This window comes from Nitrosococcus oceani ATCC 19707, from assembly GCF_000012805.1.
Taxonomy (GTDB): domain Bacteria; phylum Pseudomonadota; class Gammaproteobacteria; order Nitrosococcales; family Nitrosococcaceae; genus Nitrosococcus; species Nitrosococcus oceani.
This window is the reverse complement of record NC_007484.1, coordinates 1,732,068-1,748,275: the sequence shown is the minus strand read 5'-3', so window position 1 is coordinate 1,748,275 and position 16,208 is coordinate 1,732,068. Positions and strand designations below refer to the sequence as shown.

Genomic DNA, 16,208 nt, shown 5'->3' with positions numbered 1-16,208 from the left:
TTAATAGGCACAATAGCAGATATGGAGCCCAGCCCACGCCAGGCTCCTGGGATAAACATAAAATGCTTATTCAACCTTGATTTTATGCCGCTTTGATTTTTCTACCTTAGGTAGAATGAGTTCTAGGGTTCCTTCCTTGAAGGAGACTTTCGCTTTTTCGCCATCCACTTCTCTCGGCAACATCACCGTACGCGAAAAAGCGCCTCGGGAAATTTCCCGGCGGTAGTAGTCGCCCGTATCTTCCTCTTCCTCGGCAGATCTATGGCCGTTGATAGTCACCGTATTCTCGGTCACCGAGACATCCAGATCTTTTTTATCCACGCCGGGTATCTCGGCGCGCACCACCACTTCTTCGTCCCGATCAATAACATCCACGCGGGGCATCTGTACTTCAAAGGGTGTCATTAGTTCATTTCTCATCGGCCATTCCCGGCGAAATGGCTGCAGCCATCCCCGCGGGAAAAAGCGCTCAAAAATCTGATCCATTTCCTCGAAAGGACTCAGCCCATGCGTGACGCTTCCCGACCGTACTTCCTGCCGTGGTTCCGAATGGGCCACTTCCTTACTCCTTTTGTCTTTAGCCATCATTGCTCTCCTCAAACCTATATTTCTATCCAATAACTATTTCTCCTGTTATCGTGATACATACCAGGATTAACTTTTTATATAGAGCTACAGGAATCGATTTTCAACCTATTAATTTTTTAAAATTAATAGGTACAATAATCTTTTTACTTCAGGTCCTTTCCATGCAGACAGACCACCTGCTGAAACATAGAATAACGAATTGGCTCCAGTCCGCGTTATTGTTACTAGGCATGATTCTATTGCTTGCCATGCCCGGATGGTTTTTAGGGGGGCCTCTATTCATGATAGGGACTGTGGCGAGCGGTATATTCCTACTGGCACTTGGTCCCAAAATCCCACCCCGCTTGCTCCTTGGCATGTACGGGGGCCGCCGTCTAACACCCTACGATGCCCCTCAGCTTTACACACTCGCTCAGGAATTAGCAAAACGGGCTGGCCTATTACAAACACCCGTTCTCTATTATATCCCTAGCCAGATTATAAACGCATTTACAGTGGGGAAGCGTACCGACGCCGTCATTGCTATTACCGATGGCCTATTACGTCAACTTACCTTACGGGAATTGGCGGGAGTGCTGGCGCATGAAATTGGTCATATTCGCAACAATGATATATGGGTCATGACACTCGCCGATCTAGCCAGTCGCATGACCCATGCCCTCTCCCTTCTTGGGCAACTGTTAGTAGTGATTAATCTACCTTTATTTTTGTTGACCAAAACGAGTCTTTCGTGGCTTGCCATCCTGCTGCTCATCCTTGCCCCCACTATCAGCGCGTTACTGCAACTCGCCCTCTCCCGAACTCGCGAATTTGACGCTGATTTAAGCGCCGTTAATCTTACGGGAGATCCCCAAGGTCTTGCCTCAGCGCTAGTTAAATTAGAACGGCAACATAGGGGATTGCTGGAACGTCTGCTGACGCCAGATCGCCATAGCCCAGAGCCCTCATTACTCCGCACCCATCCTCGAACTGAAGAACGCATACAACGGCTTTTATCGTTGAAGCCGAAACCGCCCGCTAGCGCTTCCTTCGTGCCTAGCCTAGGGGAGGCTACCTTCCAACTCCCCCCGCATTTTATTCGGGTAAGAAGAAAACCTCATTGGCATATTACGGGTCTTTGGCATTGAAGGAGTACAGGGATGTACGACGCCTCCCTGCCTGCTGCAGGCAGGGAGGCGAGGGCCGCCTTACTTGCGTTTTGCCATCAATTCGCGTTTCACGTAAGTAGCCAGCACGGTCTCGACGAGATTGGATAGCGTTCGGTTTTCTCTTTCCGCTAAAGTTTGAAGCTTCTTTTTGAGCGCGGAATCGATGCGCGCATTTAACAATGCTTTTGCCATTGCGATCACCTAACCATTGTATTACAATTGTTGTATATTAGCATAGCGCGCCTACGCAGAAGCGGCAATTGGCCATTGAGTTCGGCCATGCCCGGTTTGTGTGGAATTGGGCGCTGGAGACGAGAACGAAGGCGTATAAGGAGAGCAAAGAGTCGCTGAACTATTCGATCCTGAACCGTCAGTTGACGGCGCTAAAGCAAACGGCGTGCCCTTGGCTTTTAGCGAAGCCACCGCCGGTTGCCCTACCTAAAAAGCTCAAAGAACAGGACACGGCTTTCAGGAACTTCTTTTCTGGCCGTGCTCGCTATCATCGCTTTAAAAGCCACCACCACACCCCATCGGTACGCTATCAACTGGACCAGCGCCATGTAGCGAAGAAGTTCAACGCCGAGAGCACGAGATTGATATTGCCCAAGCTTGGGGCGCTGAAGTTGAAATGGTCGTGCGAGGTAGGCGGTATTCCCAAGGTGGTGACGGTGAATAAAGACCCTGCGGGCCGTTATTTCGTCAGCATGGCCTGTGAGGTGGAGATGAATGGGCTGCTGGCGCGGAGGAATGCCTTCGGTGTGGATGCGGCGTGAAGGATGTGGTCATCACCTCCGAGGGGTGGAGGTCTGGCGCGCTTAAATACACTTACCGCTATGCCCGGCAACTGAGAATGGCGCAGCGCAGACTCTCTAGCAAGAAGAAAGGCTCTCAGCGGAGGCGCAGGCAACAAGTCCGCCTCGCTCGAATCCATGCCCGGATTAAAGACAGCCGCCGGGATTTTTTGCACTAAATATCCAACAGGTTGATGAGCGAGAACCTAGTGATTTGCCTGGAGGATTTGAATATCAAAGGAATGTTAAGAAACCGCCGCCTGAGCAGAGCCATTGCGGACTGTGGCCTGTATGAACTGCGGCGGCAGGTTGAATATAAGGCCCAATGGTAGGGCCGTGATGTTTTTATCGTGGACCGTTGGGCATCCACCAGCAAAGTCCGTGAATGGGTGTGTGAATGTGGGGCTGTCCACGATAGGGACATCAACGCAGCCAAAAATGTTGTGTTGTTCGGTACGGCGGGGAGCGCCGGAACCTCTAAAGTGCGCCTGCCTGCTGCAGGCAGGTGGAGCGGTCAAGACCCCAAGGGCCGTGGCCTAGCCACCGCCCGAGGACCGCTGAGAAACGCGAATTCTCCAGGCTGACAAGGTAAGGAGGGACCGAACCGCAATCAGTCATGGCAAAACGCCAAAGCCAGCCAGCACTGCTAGCGAGAAAACTAAACAAGATCGCCTCTTCTTACGGAATAAGGGAACAGGCTAATAATGATTCTACTTTCCATCCTAGGATATTACGATGTATTTTTGGTCACCCGAAAATCCGCCTTTTCTTAGAAGGAGTCTTCCATCGCTACTATAATGAAGGACTTCTTTAAATCCAGCAGCCCATACAGTACTGTCCTATTCGTTAAGAGTTATGCTATCGACTCGCTCCTCGGTATGTAAAATCTCATTTCCGTCTTTGGTGAACTTGTATAGTTTTTTTCCGATGATCGCCCATATAGTGTCATCTCGCCTGTCTACTTTAACGGCCCGCGGAGTAGAAAGAAGATCGATGACCTTGATTATATTAAAATTTGTATCTACCTTCAGAAGTCTATTTTTACTACCCTCTACTTACGAGTGCTTTCTTTCTGCAATCCATATAGAACCACTCGAATCAAAATCAACAGAAACGGCAGTCCATTCGACCGGATCAAGCGCGCATTCTTGCTCTAAGAAGATATTGAGTTTCTTTACATCAGCCCCGACGATCCAGATAGCATAATTCGTATCATCTATGGCAACATCAAACCCTCCGAAGGCCGCTCCACCCAAGGTTGTTCCATCAGTGGGATCAACCCGAAGAATGCTATGTCCATATATGGTGCCACTACTAGTAAGAACATATGCATAACCTGACGAAGAAATAGCTACTGTCTCCATACCAATCTCCCCATCGGGATATGTCGTAGATCAAGCCATATTAAGTGCTCCGTCGTACTTTGAGAGTTTGCCGCTGACATTTTCAGCAACAAGGACGTAGCTACCATCAGGAGACGCAGCTATTAGTTTATGATTTCCTACTGTCTGAGCGATATTAAATCCGCGAATAGTTTTGGTTACATTCCCGGTGTTATTCAATAAAGACAACGTGTCGCCAAACGGAGGGTTCGTATAGTCCGGGTCCGCATTATCAAGTACCTAGATCCTTTCTAAAGCCGTCAGCGTTTCTCTGGCAGAGCTTCGTATGGTATTTTTTTCTGATTTCTTTGCCAGATTCGTAAGAATTTTTTTCCCGCTTCATCTTGATTTTGGGAGATCATTCGAATAGTAAGTTCCTCATGTTCAAGTGTGACAAATGCAGAGTAAGCAAATACTCGTTCATTAGGATTCTCTGAAATCAAGAGGGGTCTAAGTTTGTCTAACGCCGAAAGTTTATTAATTTCCAATTGCCGATAGTCGTAAGTTTGTGTTGCCCAAAGGCCAATTCCTGCTATCAATACTCCTGATATAAGAGTAGATACCGAAGACAATTTCTCCCAGAAATTTTTAGTTTTTTTGTCCTCCGACGCCACACTCCTTTCCTCAATATTCTTTACAGAGTCTATAATTTACCTAAGCGTAGGAATTATCTGTTTTTCCGAGTTGAGCGCCAAGTTAGGTTACGATGATTTCATTTAACCCTTCGACAAGCTGAGCTAACTCTTCAGGCGATGTTCTCCCGATCTTCTTGCCAATCCGCTCAACAGACAAAGTGCGAATCTGACTGATCTTAACCCACGAACGCTTAGGCAGACCCCCTGAATGTAATTCCAGAGTTAACGGAAAACCGGCTCGCTGAGGCTGGCTAGTAATCGCCATAGCGATGACTGTGCTGGAGCGTTCGTTAAAGATATCGTGGCTGAGGATAACCACCGGCCGAAAACCGGCCTGCTCATAACCCCGAGTGGGATTGAGATCAGCCCAGCGGATATCGCCTCTTAATATTCGGGCCACTCATCCAACTCCTGGGAGAGCCCTTCTTCAGCTAACGCCTTTTCAAAGGCAGGATCGAGTTTGGCGCACTCCCGTGCAAGTCGCCCGTGCGCTAGACGCTCAATTTTCTCCTCTACTGCTGCTTCAATAGCCTGGCTGCGGCTGGAGAAGACTTGCTTGGCTACCAGCCTATCAATGCGCGCCAGAATGGGTTTATCAATCGTGATCGCAATTTTCGCCTTGCTCATGTATCACCTCTAAGTATGATTTATTATCATACTATTGATGATGTAAAAGGCAAGGTACAGAAAAACCTAACGACCAAGCTCACCGGGGCCGCGCTAGCGGCCTCCGGTGCAGCGCCGAGTTAGGCTAAACTGATAACGTGCCAGGAAACCCTTCTATGATATTACTGTGTTCTAATGGACCTGTGTTTTTGTAAAAACTGATACTTCCCTTTTTATCACACATCCAGAATTCCTTAGCTCCTCTAGCAAAATATAATTCCTTTTTTTCTTCCATCTCCATTTTGGTATTTGAGGGTGACAATATCTCTACGCATATTTCAGGTGCTTCATCAAATGGACTCTTACCTCTATTATTTTGCATGAATTTCTCTGAAGCCCAAGCCACATCCGCCACTTTTATTCCTTCGCTAGTTTGAACGGAACACTCTGAAATTATCGTACCCTCATTCATTAACTTGCTAAGTAAGGCAACAATTTTGGCTTGATAAATCCCGTGCTCATTAGTGGCAGGACTCATTACAATGTTTCCCCATTTGTCGGTCTGAATTTTATAAGGAAGGTCCCTTAGCGTAGGATCTTGACAGATCTCAGCCCAACTCATTTTCACCACCTCTATTTAAATTTCGGATAGACCACATAAATAGCTAAGCCTATCGGGGAAAGCTGCGCAGCGGTGTCCGCTCCAACGAGAGATAAGTGGCGCTTTGCGCCGCCGTGGCAACCGCAGGGAGTAGTCCGAGTGCATTGACTTCGTTAGCCAGTTCACAATTCAACTTTTCAAGCTTGACCCCGTTTCGCCGTTCGACAAAGCTAAGGCGCAGGCATATCACCGCCAGAGTCCGGATTATCGAGAGCGTCAAACTTACTAAACGGCTTGTATTGTACCCCATAATTTCTTAACACTTCTTCAATAGAAACAACTAGTTTTACAACCAATTGACGATACTCCAAGGATCGTTTCCTCCTCCGACTCCTCAAGTACAATCCTAACCCTGCAGCAAGAGTTAGGACTTCTTCAGTACGTAGAGCATTATTATCCTTAGTATCAAGTTCATAAAAATGATTTTCGAGAGTATCATGTGCGCGCTTAAACCAAAATATTACGTTATCCTATTCCCGTAAACAAAAAAGCACACACCAATAAAATATTGAGCAGTAGCTTGAGCATAAAGGTCAGTGGTTGCTGCTGCACCCTGTGTTAATTTTGATATCGCCTGAACTAATAATGTTCTTTGCACTGTTTCGTCCTTAGCAACCTAAGCAGATGCTATGAGATCCCGTCCACTGACTATGTAGGAGTCAACAAATTGGTCCATCTTTTTACTTGGGGCTCGAAGATCATTACCTATTAAGCCTAGGGCATTAGCGGCAGCCTCAATCAGAATTGAAACAGTCGATCTAGCTCGATCTCCAATCAACAGATTAGTTAAATCATCTAACGAATATACCATTATTAATCTGCTATAAGCCGAATCGGGGAGTTGACTGGTGGGTTCTCCTGGGTAATAGATGCATATGCGAGCATGGGCTTGATGCTCATACTAATGGATACACCCTAGGTAGTTGATGCCAAAGCATTGGCGCGAGTTCTCCTCTAAATCTTTTTGGCAGTCGGGAGATATGTATAACCCAATACCCTCGACTCTAAAATAAGGATTAGCTGGATCATCCGGTGGCGATGAAAGCCCCTCTATGTACTCATTGTTACCGAATAGTGCGTAACGAAGACTCGCCCATAGTTCAAAGCCAAGCTCAATCAATTCGTCAGGATGGTATCCAGAGTTTTCTCCTGCTTTGACGCGTTTGGTTATCAAACCCATCTGCTCCATGAGCATAGACCCTAAAGCATGAGATGCATGATCTGCGGCTTGAATGCCGGCGTGTTCAATTGAACAGCAATTCGTATGAACGCGGATTCCGACTGAATCTAGCTGAGCTTTGGCTTCATCGCTAAGGGGGATGTTGTCATCAATGTATACGGTAGTAGTCCTCTCAGGTAACACAGCTTATTTTCGTGCAGTTGTATCAGCAGCTCTGCACAGCAGGAACCAAGGGTTCGGCGCTCAGCAACGGGTAGAACTACAAGACCTAATTTAACGCTACCAAATAAATTTGCTAAAAAAGATCTTTGGACCTGGCTTCCTAAATTACCTACGGGAGATAGGCGGCGCTTTGCGCCGCCGTGGCGACCGGGGGGTCAACTTCGACCCGATAGGTCGGCGCTTCGCGCCGACCTATCATGAAATTGACTGACTAAGTTGCGCCTTTTTATACGCAACCGACCACCATCCAGTCCCTATTTCTATCCTTACATCAAATAATTACTAACCCTGACAACGTATATTGGTTTTGGCAAATACGCACCTCCACTTTATTTTATATTCATTTTACGACCTGCGTCTTATAAGACGCCTCCTCTCTCTTAAACAGGAAAAAACCGCCGATATCATATCTATAGCTGAAGTTATTGAGTTTTGCTAATCGGTGATATACGCATGAGCATCTCAAACCCAAGTCTCAACCTAAGCTCCTCGATCAAGTGCGGGCGGCTATTCGTGTCAGGCACAACAGCATCCGCGCAGAACAAGCGTATCGGGGTTGGATCAAGCGCTTCATTTTTTTCTATGGCAAGCGCCACCCTGGCGATATGGGCAAAGTGGAGATCAGTGCTTTTTTAACCCATCTCGCCGTCAAGGGAAAGGTGGCGGCTTCCACGCAGAATCAGGCGCTCAACGCCATTCTGTTCTTGTATCGCGGGGGTTTGAAGCAGGACGTGGAATGGCTGGATGAGGTGGAACGGGCAAAAAAGCCGTCGCGTCTTCCGGTGGTATTCACACCCAACGAGGCAAGAAAAGTCTTGGCGTTGCCGCCACAGGGAAAATAGGTGATGGCCCGTCTTCTGTATTGGTCAGGTTAAGTGAGGGTTTGAGCAGCTAATGGGTGTAGGCAATCATCCCGGCGACTAAATTAACCATGAAATTGGCAATGCTGCGACGACGAGTGTGCTCAATTTGAGAGATATTTTTGAATTGATCATGAATAGTCTCAATAAGCGAGCGCCTGGGCAACAAGCGCTTATCAAACGGGGGGCAAGAACCGATTATGCATATTTTTGCAGCGAGCAGCTCGCCCCGGTCCTTGATCACCCAATGCAGTTTAAAGCCGTAAAACCCAGCCCAGGGAGGTTTTTCCCCGTCTGGCGATTTTTCTGAACACCTGATGGCGGTCGATGCCTCGGTTATGACAAACGGCAATGGAAGTGGCATCAGTAAAAGCCACTCCCGTGGCTGGACCCTTACGCCGCTGGAGATAAGCACGCAGGGCAATCAACCCTGAAGGGGTCAGGGCTACAAAGCGTTGATAACTGACCAGCTTGGGGAAAGCACCTTTGAGATGGCCTCTGACATAGCCTAGATAATAGCCCTTGAAATGACGGTAGTGAGATGGATCACCACCGTCATGATTTCACTGACTGACAGGCTTGCGGAGCGCCGCCGTTGCCGTTCTCCACAAGTCAGTTGCTCTCGTATCCCATTGGGGTAAAAAGACTTGGCAAAAATCATCGACATCACAAAATAAAGCCTCTGAGCTCATCACGGGTGCCTGCTGGTTGTTTTTTCTTGTCGTCACCAGGAGAGTCTTCCAGATTCCTGGTCCAGGAGACACCCCTCCGTTTATCCAGAACTCAGGTTAAATAGAAAATCAGGCACACAAGATACTTTAAAGAATTAAAGATAAAAGAGATTCATAAGAAGGAGTACAGGGAAGTACGACGACCCTTCAGCGAGAGCGCCTGCCTGTGCGTGTCCGCACGCAGACAGGCGAAACGAAGTGGCGCATCGAGCGCGAGGGCCAGGTTAAATTTTTGGCGACGGCGGTTTTCCGAATATGAAAGCGTACCAATTAAGACTCTACCCCACACTCCGGCAACGGCGGCAGCTAGAGAAAGAGTTTAATGCCTGCCGGTATGTACGGAATTGGGCGCTTGACCGGCGCTCCACCGCCTACAAACAAGACGGCGAGTCCCTGAATGCTATTTCTCTTTCGAGGGAACTGACGGCGATCAAGAAAGAGAAAACTTTTCTCAAGACTGCCAGCGCGACGGTGCTCACCTATGTGCTGAAAAGCCAGGAGGAAGCCTTCCAGAAGTTTTTCAAAAGCAGGCCCGCTACCCGAAGTTTAAACGGCGCGGACGGGTGCGCTCATGTACTTTCCAACTCGATAAGCGCCGCGGGGATAAAGTGCTGATTCCAGGCGAGCGGCTGCGCCTGCCCAAGCTCGGCCCGGTGCGCGCGGCGTGGTCCTATCGGGCTATTGCGGTGATGCCCAACAGTGCCACCGTGAGCCGCAATGCTTGCGGGCAATGGTTCGTCTCGCTCCAGTGCAACGGTATCGACGTGACCTACCCACCCATGACGGATAAAACCATTGGGCTCGATTTAGGGTTATCGACTCTGGTGGCCATGAGTGATGGGAGGAAGGAGAAACCCAGAAGATTTTTAAAGAACGCCTTGCGCCGGTTGAAGTTTGCCCAGCGCCGTTTAGCCAAAGCGGCCAGAGGCGGGAATAATCGGTGTAAGCAAAGGAGCCGCGTAGCGCGACTCCACCAAGGAATAGCCAGCAAGAGGGCGAACTTTCTGCACGGACTGAGTACTTCGATCGTACGCGAAAACCAAGCCATAGCGATGGAGGACCTGAACGTGCGTGGCATGATGGCCAACGGGAAGCTAGCTCGATCGGTTGGGGACTGCGGCTGGTACGAGCTACGTCGGCAGCTGACCTACAAAGCGAAGTGGTATGGACGGCAACTCAATATTGTGCCGAGGTTTCAACGGACCACGGGGGTTTGTCCTGATGGCGGGACGGTAGGGGAGAAGCTGCCGCTGAGGGTGCGGTCCTGGACGTGCGAACACTGTGGAAGCGCGCACGACCGGGACATTGCCGCCGCTCGGGTGATCGATTTAATAGGTAATACCGTGGGAGCACGGGAATTGATGCCTGTGGACTGGCACACAAACCGGAGGAGGCTGTCACTCGATGACGGACACTACCCAAGGGCTGGGACGAAGCAGGAAAAGCGCGGTGAGCGAGAGCGCAGGGGTGCGCTCAGCCCCGGTCGCGAGCGTTAGCCGCCAACTCCAAAAGCAGCTTTACCCTCTGCGGGTAATAAGCGGTACAGATTTATTTATTTTTAAGTATAAGCTTAGAATGCTATCTACCAAAGTATTATCTATACTTTGATGACTGTTACCTGAATTGCTTGGATATTAACTGCCAATAGGCCTAAACTTGCTATATCCTTTCCTATTCTATAAACTATGCTGTTAATCCTTATGCTATAACAAAAAATAGCTGATTCATCAGCTATTTTGTAATTCAATCCCATTACCCTGATAGAGGTATCCTTTCGAAACCATTAAGCTCAACAAAATTCCGAAGAACACCGCTACTGAAAAACTTCTTCACCAGATACCCATGAATAAAGAAGGTTGGCATAAAATCCCAGCCTAGTTCAAACTGCGTTAACCGCCATGTCAAAATAGACACCGCAATATCTCATTGAGGTTAAGTCAATCACTAAGCCTTAACCTACATTAAGGAGCTATCCTTGTTTCGCCATCCAACCATTCAAGATGCACCCAAAATTTGGCAGTTAGTCAAAGAATCCGGCACGCTCGACTTAAATTCAACTTACTGTTATCTCATTTTGTGTAAGCATTTTACGGATGCCTGTTTGGTCGCCGATAACAATGACGAAATACTTGCCTTCGTCACGGGATACCGCCTACCAACAGCCCCTCATTCACTCTTTATATGGCAGATAGCGGTTTCCCCCCAGGCCCGCGGCAAAGGGCTTGCTTTATCTATGCTCAAGGAACTTTTGCGGCGCAATGCGGACCATAAGGTAACGTTTCTAGAAACGACGGTGAGCCCCTCCAATACTGCTTCGCGCGCACTCTTTAACTCGCTGGCACGGGATTTAAACACTGAGTTGGTTGAAATACCGGGCTTCGATGAATCCTTATTTCCAACCGGAAACCATGAATCAGAACCATTCCTTCGTCTTGGCCCCTTTGAAGCTAAAAATCTCCAATAATTATTTAACCTATATTTTTTATTTAACCTCTATTTTAATGATCGATCATTCTAAACTTACTTTATCGATTAAGATTAACGACTGACAAGGACTAAAGTTATGAGAATTATTGAGCAACTGGAATCAGAAGTCCGTGGCTATGTTCGTTCTTTTCCTGTCGTCTTTGACACAGCGAAGGGTTCTTACCTCTATGATGAGCAAGGAAATGAATATATTGATTTTTTTTCTGGCGCGGGCACCCTGAATTATGGCCATAACAACCCTATTATTTCCAAAGCGCTATTAAAATATATTGAACGGGACGGAATCATCCACGGGCTAGACAAGGCTACCGTGGCCAAAGTGGCGTTCTTGCAAAAATTCTATGACACGATTCTATCTCCTAGAAATTTCGAATACAAAGTGCAGTTCACCGGGCCTACCGGAACCAATGCGACAGAAACGGCGCTAAAACTGGCCCGCATGATCAAACGGCGCTCCAATGTCATCGCCTTCACCAATGGCTACCACGGTCTGACCATGGGTTCTCTCGCCGTTACTGGAAACACCTTTTATCGGGATGAGTCCTATGGTATCCGGAATAATTCAGCCTTCATGCCTTATGATGGTTATTTTGGGCCAGACGTGGATACCATTGAGTATTTCCGCCGCTTTTTAGAAGATTCCAGCAGTGGGGTGGATCTCCCCGCAGCGGTTATCCTGGAAACCGTTCAAGCCGAAGGCGGAATCAACGTAGCTAGCGATGAGTGGCTGCGGCGATTAGAACGGCTTTGCCGTGAGTTCGATATCCTGCTTATCGTCGATGATATCCAGGTGGGCAATGGCCGCACGGGCACTTTTTTCAGTTTTGAACGGGCCGGCATTACCCCCGACATGGTCACCCTGTCAAAATCCATTGGCGGCGGGCTCCCCTTATCATTGTTATTAATGCGCCCAGAACTGGACCAGTGGAAACCAGGGGAACACACCGGAACCTTCCGTGGTAATAACCTGGCTTTTGTAGCCGCAGTCGAATCCCTTTCTGCTTACTGGGAGAATGATGATTTAACGGAAGCAGTAAAATATAAAGGCGAGATTATAGAAACCGAACTGAAAGCGATTGCCAAAAAATATCCCGAATTGAATGGCAAGGTCCGGGGTGTGGGAATGATTTGGGGCTTAGAAATGCCCCGCAATGGATTTACCAGCGAGGTCTCTAAAGAAGCCTTTGAAAATGGAGTCATCATTGAAATTGCGGGGGCCGATGATCAAGTACTGAAATTTTTACCCTCCCTGACAATTGAAGAAACGATTTTACGAGAAGGACTGGGTATTATCGATCAGGCAATAGGAAACCTGCTTACCCGCAAACGGGAAAAGCGCAGTGGTAATACCCAGCAATTAGCTACTGAGGCAGTTTAAGCCAGTAGACTTACCATCCCAGGTTAAATCTGTGATGGGCGTATACGGGCAGGAACCCGGAGTGCTGGCCGAAGCACTTAAACACGTTTTACAGACACTATACCGGTAAACAGAATGATGGCGGATGGGGTGCTTGTACAGCCACCCCATTCGCCATCATCTATAATGTCCTATACTGATTGATCTAAAACATCGCAATCCGCAAGGGAGAACCGATAAGGCAGAAGGAGGTTAATTGCATGGCCTACAATCAAGATTTGCTTGATTACCATGAGGATTTGTACCCGTCCCGCATTGGTAATACACCGCATCTTTTTGAGCGTCGCGATCCCGTTTTTTATGGACAATCGCCAGGCTCAGGCCCGCTGAACCAAGAGCAGGTAGAATTTTATGAAAAAAAGGGATATCTTTTTTTTCAGGATCTATTCTCCCAAAAAGAAATACAACGCTATCGCGACGAGCTGAAGGTACTTTCCGATACGGCGAGTGTCAAAAAGGCGCCGCAAACTATCCTGGAACCTGAACGCCAAGAGGTGCGTTCCATCTTTGATATCCATCGCACCAATGAGCTGTTCGACCGGCTCTCCCGAGATAAGCGCATTGTCAACATTATCACTCAATTGCTTAATAGCCGGGTCTATATTCATCAATCCCGAATTAATTACAAACCCGGCTTCCAGGGGAAGGAATTTTATTGGCATTCCGACTTTGAAACCTGGCACCAGGAAGATGGCATGCCCCGTATGCGGGCACTTAGTTGCTCTATTACCCTGACCGAGAATAGTTTCTATAATGGCCCCTTGATGCTGATTCCTCAATCACATTGGTATTTCCTTTGCTGTGTTGGAAAAACGCCCAAGGATCACTATAAGTCTTCCCTGAGAAAACAGGAGTATGGGGTGCCCGACAATGAAAGTCTCCGCAGGCTTGTCGATATCGGCGGAATAGTGGCTCCCCGTGGCCCCGCGGGCTCGGTCATATTTTTCGAATGTAACCTTATGCACGGCTCTAATTCGAACATTTCTCCTTGGCCGCGGAGCAACATATTTTTTGTCTATAACAGTATGGAAAATACTTTAGTGCAGCCCTATTGCGGGCTAGAACCGCGCCCGGAATATATTGCCAACCGTGATTTTATACCTATTTAAGTACAAATTTGATATTGGGAAAACATGAAAAAAAATAAGCACTAATACCGCCACTGCCAACACAGGCCGCTCGCATACAACATGCTTGGGTACGGTCGTGAATGTAATTTTCTATCTGCTGTAACCAGGCTGGCAGTAGGATATGCTGCCCAGAGATTTTCCACCATGGCAGGTGGTTTACGGCTATTTCCGAGACTAGATACGCGATGGCCCATAGGAAAGAAAGTTTTGTGGCAGGCTGTGCGGACCTTCGAAGGCCGGGAGGAAAAACCCGCCGCTAGCGATTATAGACGCACATGCAAGAGGGGATGTCGGATTTTGACACGGGCAAAAATACCAAGGGCTAGAAACGCCATATCGTCGTTGATATTCTCGACATGATTCTGAAGAACGATGTATGCACTGCATTGTGCAGGAATACAGGAGCATGACGGGTGCTATGCTGGCTGTGGACAGAAGTACGGTGCGTTTCCCGTTTATCGAAAAAATCGTTGCTGATGACGCCTATGCTGGATCGATAGCCCAAAGCAACAGCCAAAGAATGTTGCTTAATCCATTTGCGCTCTCATATCAGAGTTGCTAGCGTGAAAAAACGATCCTAAAAATACAGGGAAGACGCCATGGATACTGAGGCTACTGCAGACACGACTGAAGCTCATATCGTTGACGAATCGGAGGTTAAACGCGCCGTCACCGCAGCCGCCATGGGTAATGCGTTGGAATGGTTCGATTTTAGCATCTACAGCTACACCGCAGCCACAATAGGGCATGTGTTCTTTCCCTCTCACAGTAATACCGCCTCTCTGTTAGCATCCTTCGGTGTGTTCACCCTTGCCTTTGTAGTAAGACCCCTGGGAGGCTTTTTCTTCGGCCCTTTGGGAGACAAGGTAGGCCGCAACAAAGTGCTGGCACTAACTATCATCTTGATGTCGGTCGCCACCTTTTGTATTGGGATCATTCCAAGTTACGCGTCGATCGGCGTTTGGGCGCCCATTGGCCTAATCCTGGCGAGATTGGTGCAGGGCTTCTCTACCGGCGGTGAATACGGCGGTGCCGCCACATTTATTTGTGAATTCTCGCCTGATAACCGGCGTGGCTTTTTGGGAAGTTGGTTGGAGTTCGGCACGCTAGGCGGCTACACGCTAGGCGCCGTTCTAGTTACCGGCATCTCGATGGTGCTTACCAGTGAAGAATTTTTCACCTGGGGCTGGCGTATCCCCTTTCTGATAGCGGGTCCCTTAGGGCTACTCGGACTCTACCTGCGCCTGAAACTCAAAGAAAGCCCGGCATTTAAACAGATGAAGGAAGATGCGGAGCAAAAGGATTCCTCCTTTCGGGAAATTCTTATCGTTAATCTACGTCTACAGGCGCTCTGCATCGGCTTGGTACTGATACTCAACATCGCCTACTATACGGTGCTCAGTTACCTGCCAAGCTACCTCACCGAGGTACTGCATATAGATGCCTCCCGCTCACTGGTATTTCTCGTGCTGACGATGTTAGCCATGATGTGCGTCATCAATATGGTGGGCAAACTATCAGACCACGTGGGGCGTAAACCGGTGCTGGTAGGCGCTTGTATCGGCTTTATCATTTTGTCATACCCAGCATTTTGGTTACTGTCACAACACAGTATCACCACCACCGTCATCGGTTTGGCCATTCTAGGCACACTTGTGGTAGCGCTTGCGGGTGTCATGCCGGCTACTTTACCTGCTATTTTCCCAACCCACATCCGGTACGGCGGCTTTGCCATTTCCTACAATATTTCCACCGCTCTGTTTGGCGGCACTGCCCCCTTGGTTATTACCTGGTTGATCGCGACCACCGGTGATAACTTTGTGCCTGCCTACTATCTGATGCTGGCAGCAGCTATCGCCATAGTACCCATTCTAATCATTCCCGAAACCGCCGGTAAACCGATGCTAGGCTCGATGGCGGTACGCATCCAGATGAACGATTCAGGCCCGAAAGCACGGAACTGACCAGAGTCAAATTCTGTCCAGACGTAAAGAGAAGACTATCTAAGCCTCCTTGTAAAGTTTTGAACTATTTACAAGTGAACCGGAGGTTAGCCCTGCTCAATCTCGTCGCAGAAGTTTGAAAAAAGGCACTAAGTGCCTTTTTGTAGTGGTGGCCGGGAAATCCCGACTAATCAGCATCTTAGACGATAAAGTGGAAAACTATCCGGCTCAACTCTCTGGAGGACAAAAACAACGAGTAGCGATTGCTCGCGCCTTGGCTCTGCGACCGCAAATTATGCATTTTGATGAAGTTAGCTCAGCCTTGGAGCCTCAACTGGTGGGGGAAGTGCTTAATGTGCCTCGGAAAATTGCAGCAGAAAGCGAGATGACCATGTTAATTGTCACCCATGAAATGAATTTTGCGTAA

The 16,208-nt window shown here is 48.3% G+C and carries 23 protein-coding genes and 1 pseudogene; 12 read left to right on the top strand and 12 right to left on the bottom strand.

Going from position 1 to position 16,208, the window contains the following annotated elements; genetic code table 11:
- Nucleotides 1–66: 66 nt before the first annotated feature.
- Complete coding sequence (locus tag NOC_RS08470) at nt 67–558, bottom strand: Hsp20/alpha crystallin family protein (RefSeq protein ID WP_244859936.1); 492 nt, start codon at nt 556–558, stop codon at nt 67–69.
- Between the two features lie 191 nt (nt 559–749).
- On the opposite strand from NOC_RS08470, the gene NOC_RS08465 reads away from it, so the two are divergent.
- The gene (locus NOC_RS08465; RefSeq protein WP_011330696.1) at nt 750–1,715 is read left to right on the top strand and encodes a zinc metalloprotease HtpX; all 966 of its coding nucleotides are present in this window, start codon (nt 750–752) and stop codon (nt 1,713–1,715) included.
- 60 nt (nt 1,716–1,775) lie between these two features.
- Here NOC_RS08465 and NOC_RS08460 read toward each other — a convergent pair whose 3' ends face one another.
- Nucleotides 1,776–1,928: a ribbon-helix-helix protein, CopG family gene (locus tag NOC_RS08460; RefSeq protein ID WP_002808869.1), complete on the bottom strand. Its 153-nt coding sequence runs from the start codon at nt 1,926–1,928 to the stop codon at nt 1,776–1,778.
- Nucleotides 1,929–1,996: 68 nt separating this feature from the next.
- On the opposite strand from NOC_RS08460, the gene NOC_RS18175 reads away from it, so the two are divergent.
- The 3 genes and pseudogenes from NOC_RS18175 to NOC_RS18485 all read left to right on the top strand — a co-directional run.
- Nucleotides 1,997–2,509, top strand: a complete 513-nt coding sequence (locus tag NOC_RS18175) for a helix-turn-helix domain-containing protein (RefSeq protein WP_002811689.1) — start codon at nt 1,997–1,999, stop codon at nt 2,507–2,509.
- The gene (locus NOC_RS18170) at nt 2,506–2,706 is read left to right on the top strand and encodes a transposase (protein ID WP_002810799.1); all 201 of its coding nucleotides are present in this window, start codon (nt 2,506–2,508) and stop codon (nt 2,704–2,706) included. Before NOC_RS18175 ends, NOC_RS18170 begins: the two co-directional genes overlap by 4 nt.
- Before the next feature lie 171 nt (nt 2,707–2,877).
- A pseudogene (locus NOC_RS18485) lies at nt 2,878–2,931 on the top strand (hypothetical protein); the annotation flags it as partial.
- A gap of 73 nt (nt 2,932–3,004) precedes the next feature.
- Here NOC_RS18485 and NOC_RS18160 read toward each other — a convergent pair.
- The 8 genes from NOC_RS18160 to NOC_RS17405 form a co-directional block, all read right to left on the bottom strand.
- Nucleotides 3,005–3,193 carry a hypothetical protein gene (locus NOC_RS18160; protein ID WP_231561727.1) on the bottom strand — a complete coding sequence of 63 codons (189 nt, stop codon included), beginning with the start codon at nt 3,191–3,193 and terminating at the stop codon, nt 3,005–3,007.
- 389 nt (nt 3,194–3,582) lie between these two features.
- On the bottom strand, nt 3,583–3,891 hold the full coding sequence (locus NOC_RS08450; RefSeq protein WP_011330695.1) for a hypothetical protein: 309 nt from the start codon (nt 3,889–3,891) through the stop codon (nt 3,583–3,585).
- Nucleotides 3,892–4,169: 278 nt separating this feature from the next.
- Nucleotides 4,170–4,523: a hypothetical protein gene (locus NOC_RS08445; protein ID WP_002810089.1), complete on the bottom strand. Its 354-nt coding sequence runs from the start codon at nt 4,521–4,523 to the stop codon at nt 4,170–4,172.
- 82 nt (nt 4,524–4,605) lie between these two features.
- Nucleotides 4,606–4,944, bottom strand: a complete 339-nt coding sequence (locus NOC_RS08440; protein ID WP_002811207.1) for a type II toxin-antitoxin system PemK/MazF family toxin — start codon at nt 4,942–4,944, stop codon at nt 4,606–4,608.
- Entirely contained in the window at nt 4,929–5,171 is a 243-nt protein-coding gene (locus NOC_RS08435; RefSeq protein ID WP_002809035.1) for a ribbon-helix-helix domain-containing protein, read from the bottom strand. The genes NOC_RS08440 and NOC_RS08435 overlap by 16 nt, the downstream gene beginning before the upstream one ends.
- A 124-nt stretch (nt 5,172–5,295) precedes the next feature.
- Nucleotides 5,296–5,772 carry a Uma2 family endonuclease gene (locus tag NOC_RS08430; protein WP_036497337.1) on the bottom strand — a complete coding sequence of 159 codons (477 nt, stop codon included), beginning with the start codon at nt 5,770–5,772 and terminating at the stop codon, nt 5,296–5,298.
- Between the two features lie 49 nt (nt 5,773–5,821).
- Nucleotides 5,822–6,061: a hypothetical protein gene (locus tag NOC_RS17410; protein WP_147094534.1), complete on the bottom strand. Its 240-nt coding sequence runs from the start codon at nt 6,059–6,061 to the stop codon at nt 5,822–5,824.
- A gap of 651 nt (nt 6,062–6,712) precedes the next feature.
- Nucleotides 6,713–6,985, bottom strand: a complete 273-nt coding sequence (locus tag NOC_RS17405; RefSeq protein WP_147094535.1) for a hypothetical protein — start codon at nt 6,983–6,985, stop codon at nt 6,713–6,715.
- A 725-nt stretch (nt 6,986–7,710) separates the two neighbouring features.
- Between NOC_RS17405 and NOC_RS08415 the strand changes: the two genes are divergently transcribed.
- Nucleotides 7,711–8,055, top strand: coding sequence for a phage integrase N-terminal SAM-like domain-containing protein (locus NOC_RS08415; RefSeq protein WP_002811211.1), 345 nt, complete (start codon nt 7,711–7,713; stop codon nt 8,053–8,055).
- Between the two features lie 49 nt (nt 8,056–8,104).
- Here NOC_RS08415 and NOC_RS18635 read toward each other — a convergent pair whose 3' ends face one another.
- A complete protein-coding gene (locus tag NOC_RS18635; RefSeq protein ID WP_071414728.1) occupies nt 8,105–8,437 on the bottom strand; it encodes a transposase in 333 nt (110 codons plus the stop codon).
- 144 nt (nt 8,438–8,581) lie between these two features.
- The gene (locus NOC_RS18630) at nt 8,582–8,740 is read right to left on the bottom strand and encodes a hypothetical protein (RefSeq protein WP_425311385.1); all 159 of its coding nucleotides are present in this window, start codon (nt 8,738–8,740) and stop codon (nt 8,582–8,584) included.
- Between the two features lie 319 nt (nt 8,741–9,059).
- Between NOC_RS18630 and NOC_RS18155 the strand changes: the two genes are divergently transcribed.
- The 7 genes from NOC_RS18155 to NOC_RS18380 all read left to right on the top strand — a co-directional run bounded on the left by NOC_RS18155 (nt 9,060) and on the right by NOC_RS18380 (nt 16,208).
- Nucleotides 9,060–9,419, top strand: a complete 360-nt coding sequence (locus tag NOC_RS18155) for a helix-turn-helix domain-containing protein (protein WP_002811071.1) — start codon at nt 9,060–9,062, stop codon at nt 9,417–9,419.
- On the top strand, nt 9,368–10,300 hold the full coding sequence (locus tag NOC_RS08405; protein ID WP_244860122.1) for a transposase: 933 nt from the start codon (nt 9,368–9,370) through the stop codon (nt 10,298–10,300). The genes NOC_RS18155 and NOC_RS08405 overlap by 52 nt, the downstream gene beginning before the upstream one ends.
- A gap of 479 nt (nt 10,301–10,779) precedes the next feature.
- On the top strand, nt 10,780–11,268 hold the full coding sequence (gene ectA, locus NOC_RS08395) for a diaminobutyrate acetyltransferase (protein WP_002808740.1): 489 nt from the start codon (nt 10,780–10,782) through the stop codon (nt 11,266–11,268).
- 99 nt (nt 11,269–11,367) lie between these two features.
- The gene (ectB, locus tag NOC_RS08390) at nt 11,368–12,669 is read left to right on the top strand and encodes a diaminobutyrate--2-oxoglutarate transaminase (protein ID WP_002810085.1); all 1,302 of its coding nucleotides are present in this window, start codon (nt 11,368–11,370) and stop codon (nt 12,667–12,669) included.
- Nucleotides 12,670–12,908: 239 nt separating this feature from the next.
- Nucleotides 12,909–13,817 carry an ectoine hydroxylase gene (gene thpD, locus NOC_RS08385; RefSeq protein WP_002808676.1) on the top strand — a complete coding sequence of 303 codons (909 nt, stop codon included), beginning with the start codon at nt 12,909–12,911 and terminating at the stop codon, nt 13,815–13,817.
- Nucleotides 13,818–14,437: 620 nt separating this feature from the next.
- A complete protein-coding gene (locus NOC_RS08380) occupies nt 14,438–15,802 on the top strand; it encodes an MFS transporter (RefSeq protein ID WP_002809648.1) in 1,365 nt (454 codons plus the stop codon).
- Nucleotides 15,803–15,917: 115 nt separating this feature from the next.
- The gene (locus NOC_RS18380) at nt 15,918–16,208 is read left to right on the top strand and encodes an ATP-binding cassette domain-containing protein (protein WP_049750810.1); all 291 of its coding nucleotides are present in this window, start codon (nt 15,918–15,920) and stop codon (nt 16,206–16,208) included.

What these genes read in the sequence shown, in the direction of transcription:
- NOC_RS08465 (WP_011330696.1), top strand. Translation starts at nt 750, where the DNA reads ATGCAGACAGACCACCTGCTGAAACATAGAATAACGAATTGGCTCCAG.
- NOC_RS08460 (WP_002808869.1), bottom strand. Translation starts at nt 1,928, where the DNA reads ATGGCAAAAGCATTGTTAAATGCGCGCATCGATTCCGCGCTCAAAAAG.
- NOC_RS08450 (WP_011330695.1), bottom strand. Translation starts at nt 3,891, where the DNA reads ATGGAGACAGTAGCTATTTCTTCGTCAGGTTATGCATATGTTCTTACT.
- NOC_RS08435 (WP_002809035.1), bottom strand. Translation starts at nt 5,171, where the DNA reads ATGAGCAAGGCGAAAATTGCGATCACGATTGATAAACCCATTCTGGCG.
- NOC_RS08430 (WP_036497337.1), bottom strand. Translation starts at nt 5,772, where the DNA reads ATGAGTTGGGCTGAGATCTGTCAAGATCCTACGCTAAGGGACCTTCCT.
- NOC_RS17410 (WP_147094534.1), bottom strand. Translation starts at nt 6,061, where the DNA reads ATGGGGTACAATACAAGCCGTTTAGTAAGTTTGACGCTCTCGATAATC.
- NOC_RS18635 (WP_071414728.1), bottom strand. Translation starts at nt 8,437, where the DNA reads ATGCCACTTCCATTGCCGTTTGTCATAACCGAGGCATCGACCGCCATC.
- NOC_RS18630 (WP_425311385.1), bottom strand. Translation starts at nt 8,740, where the DNA reads ATGTCGATGATTTTTGCCAAGTCTTTTTACCCCAATGGGATACGAGAG.
- NOC_RS18155 (WP_002811071.1), top strand. Translation starts at nt 9,060, where the DNA reads ATGAAAGCGTACCAATTAAGACTCTACCCCACACTCCGGCAACGGCGG.
- ectB (WP_002810085.1), top strand. Translation starts at nt 11,368, where the DNA reads ATGAGAATTATTGAGCAACTGGAATCAGAAGTCCGTGGCTATGTTCGT.
- thpD (WP_002808676.1), top strand. Translation starts at nt 12,909, where the DNA reads ATGGCCTACAATCAAGATTTGCTTGATTACCATGAGGATTTGTACCCG.
- NOC_RS08380 (WP_002809648.1), top strand. Translation starts at nt 14,438, where the DNA reads ATGGATACTGAGGCTACTGCAGACACGACTGAAGCTCATATCGTTGAC.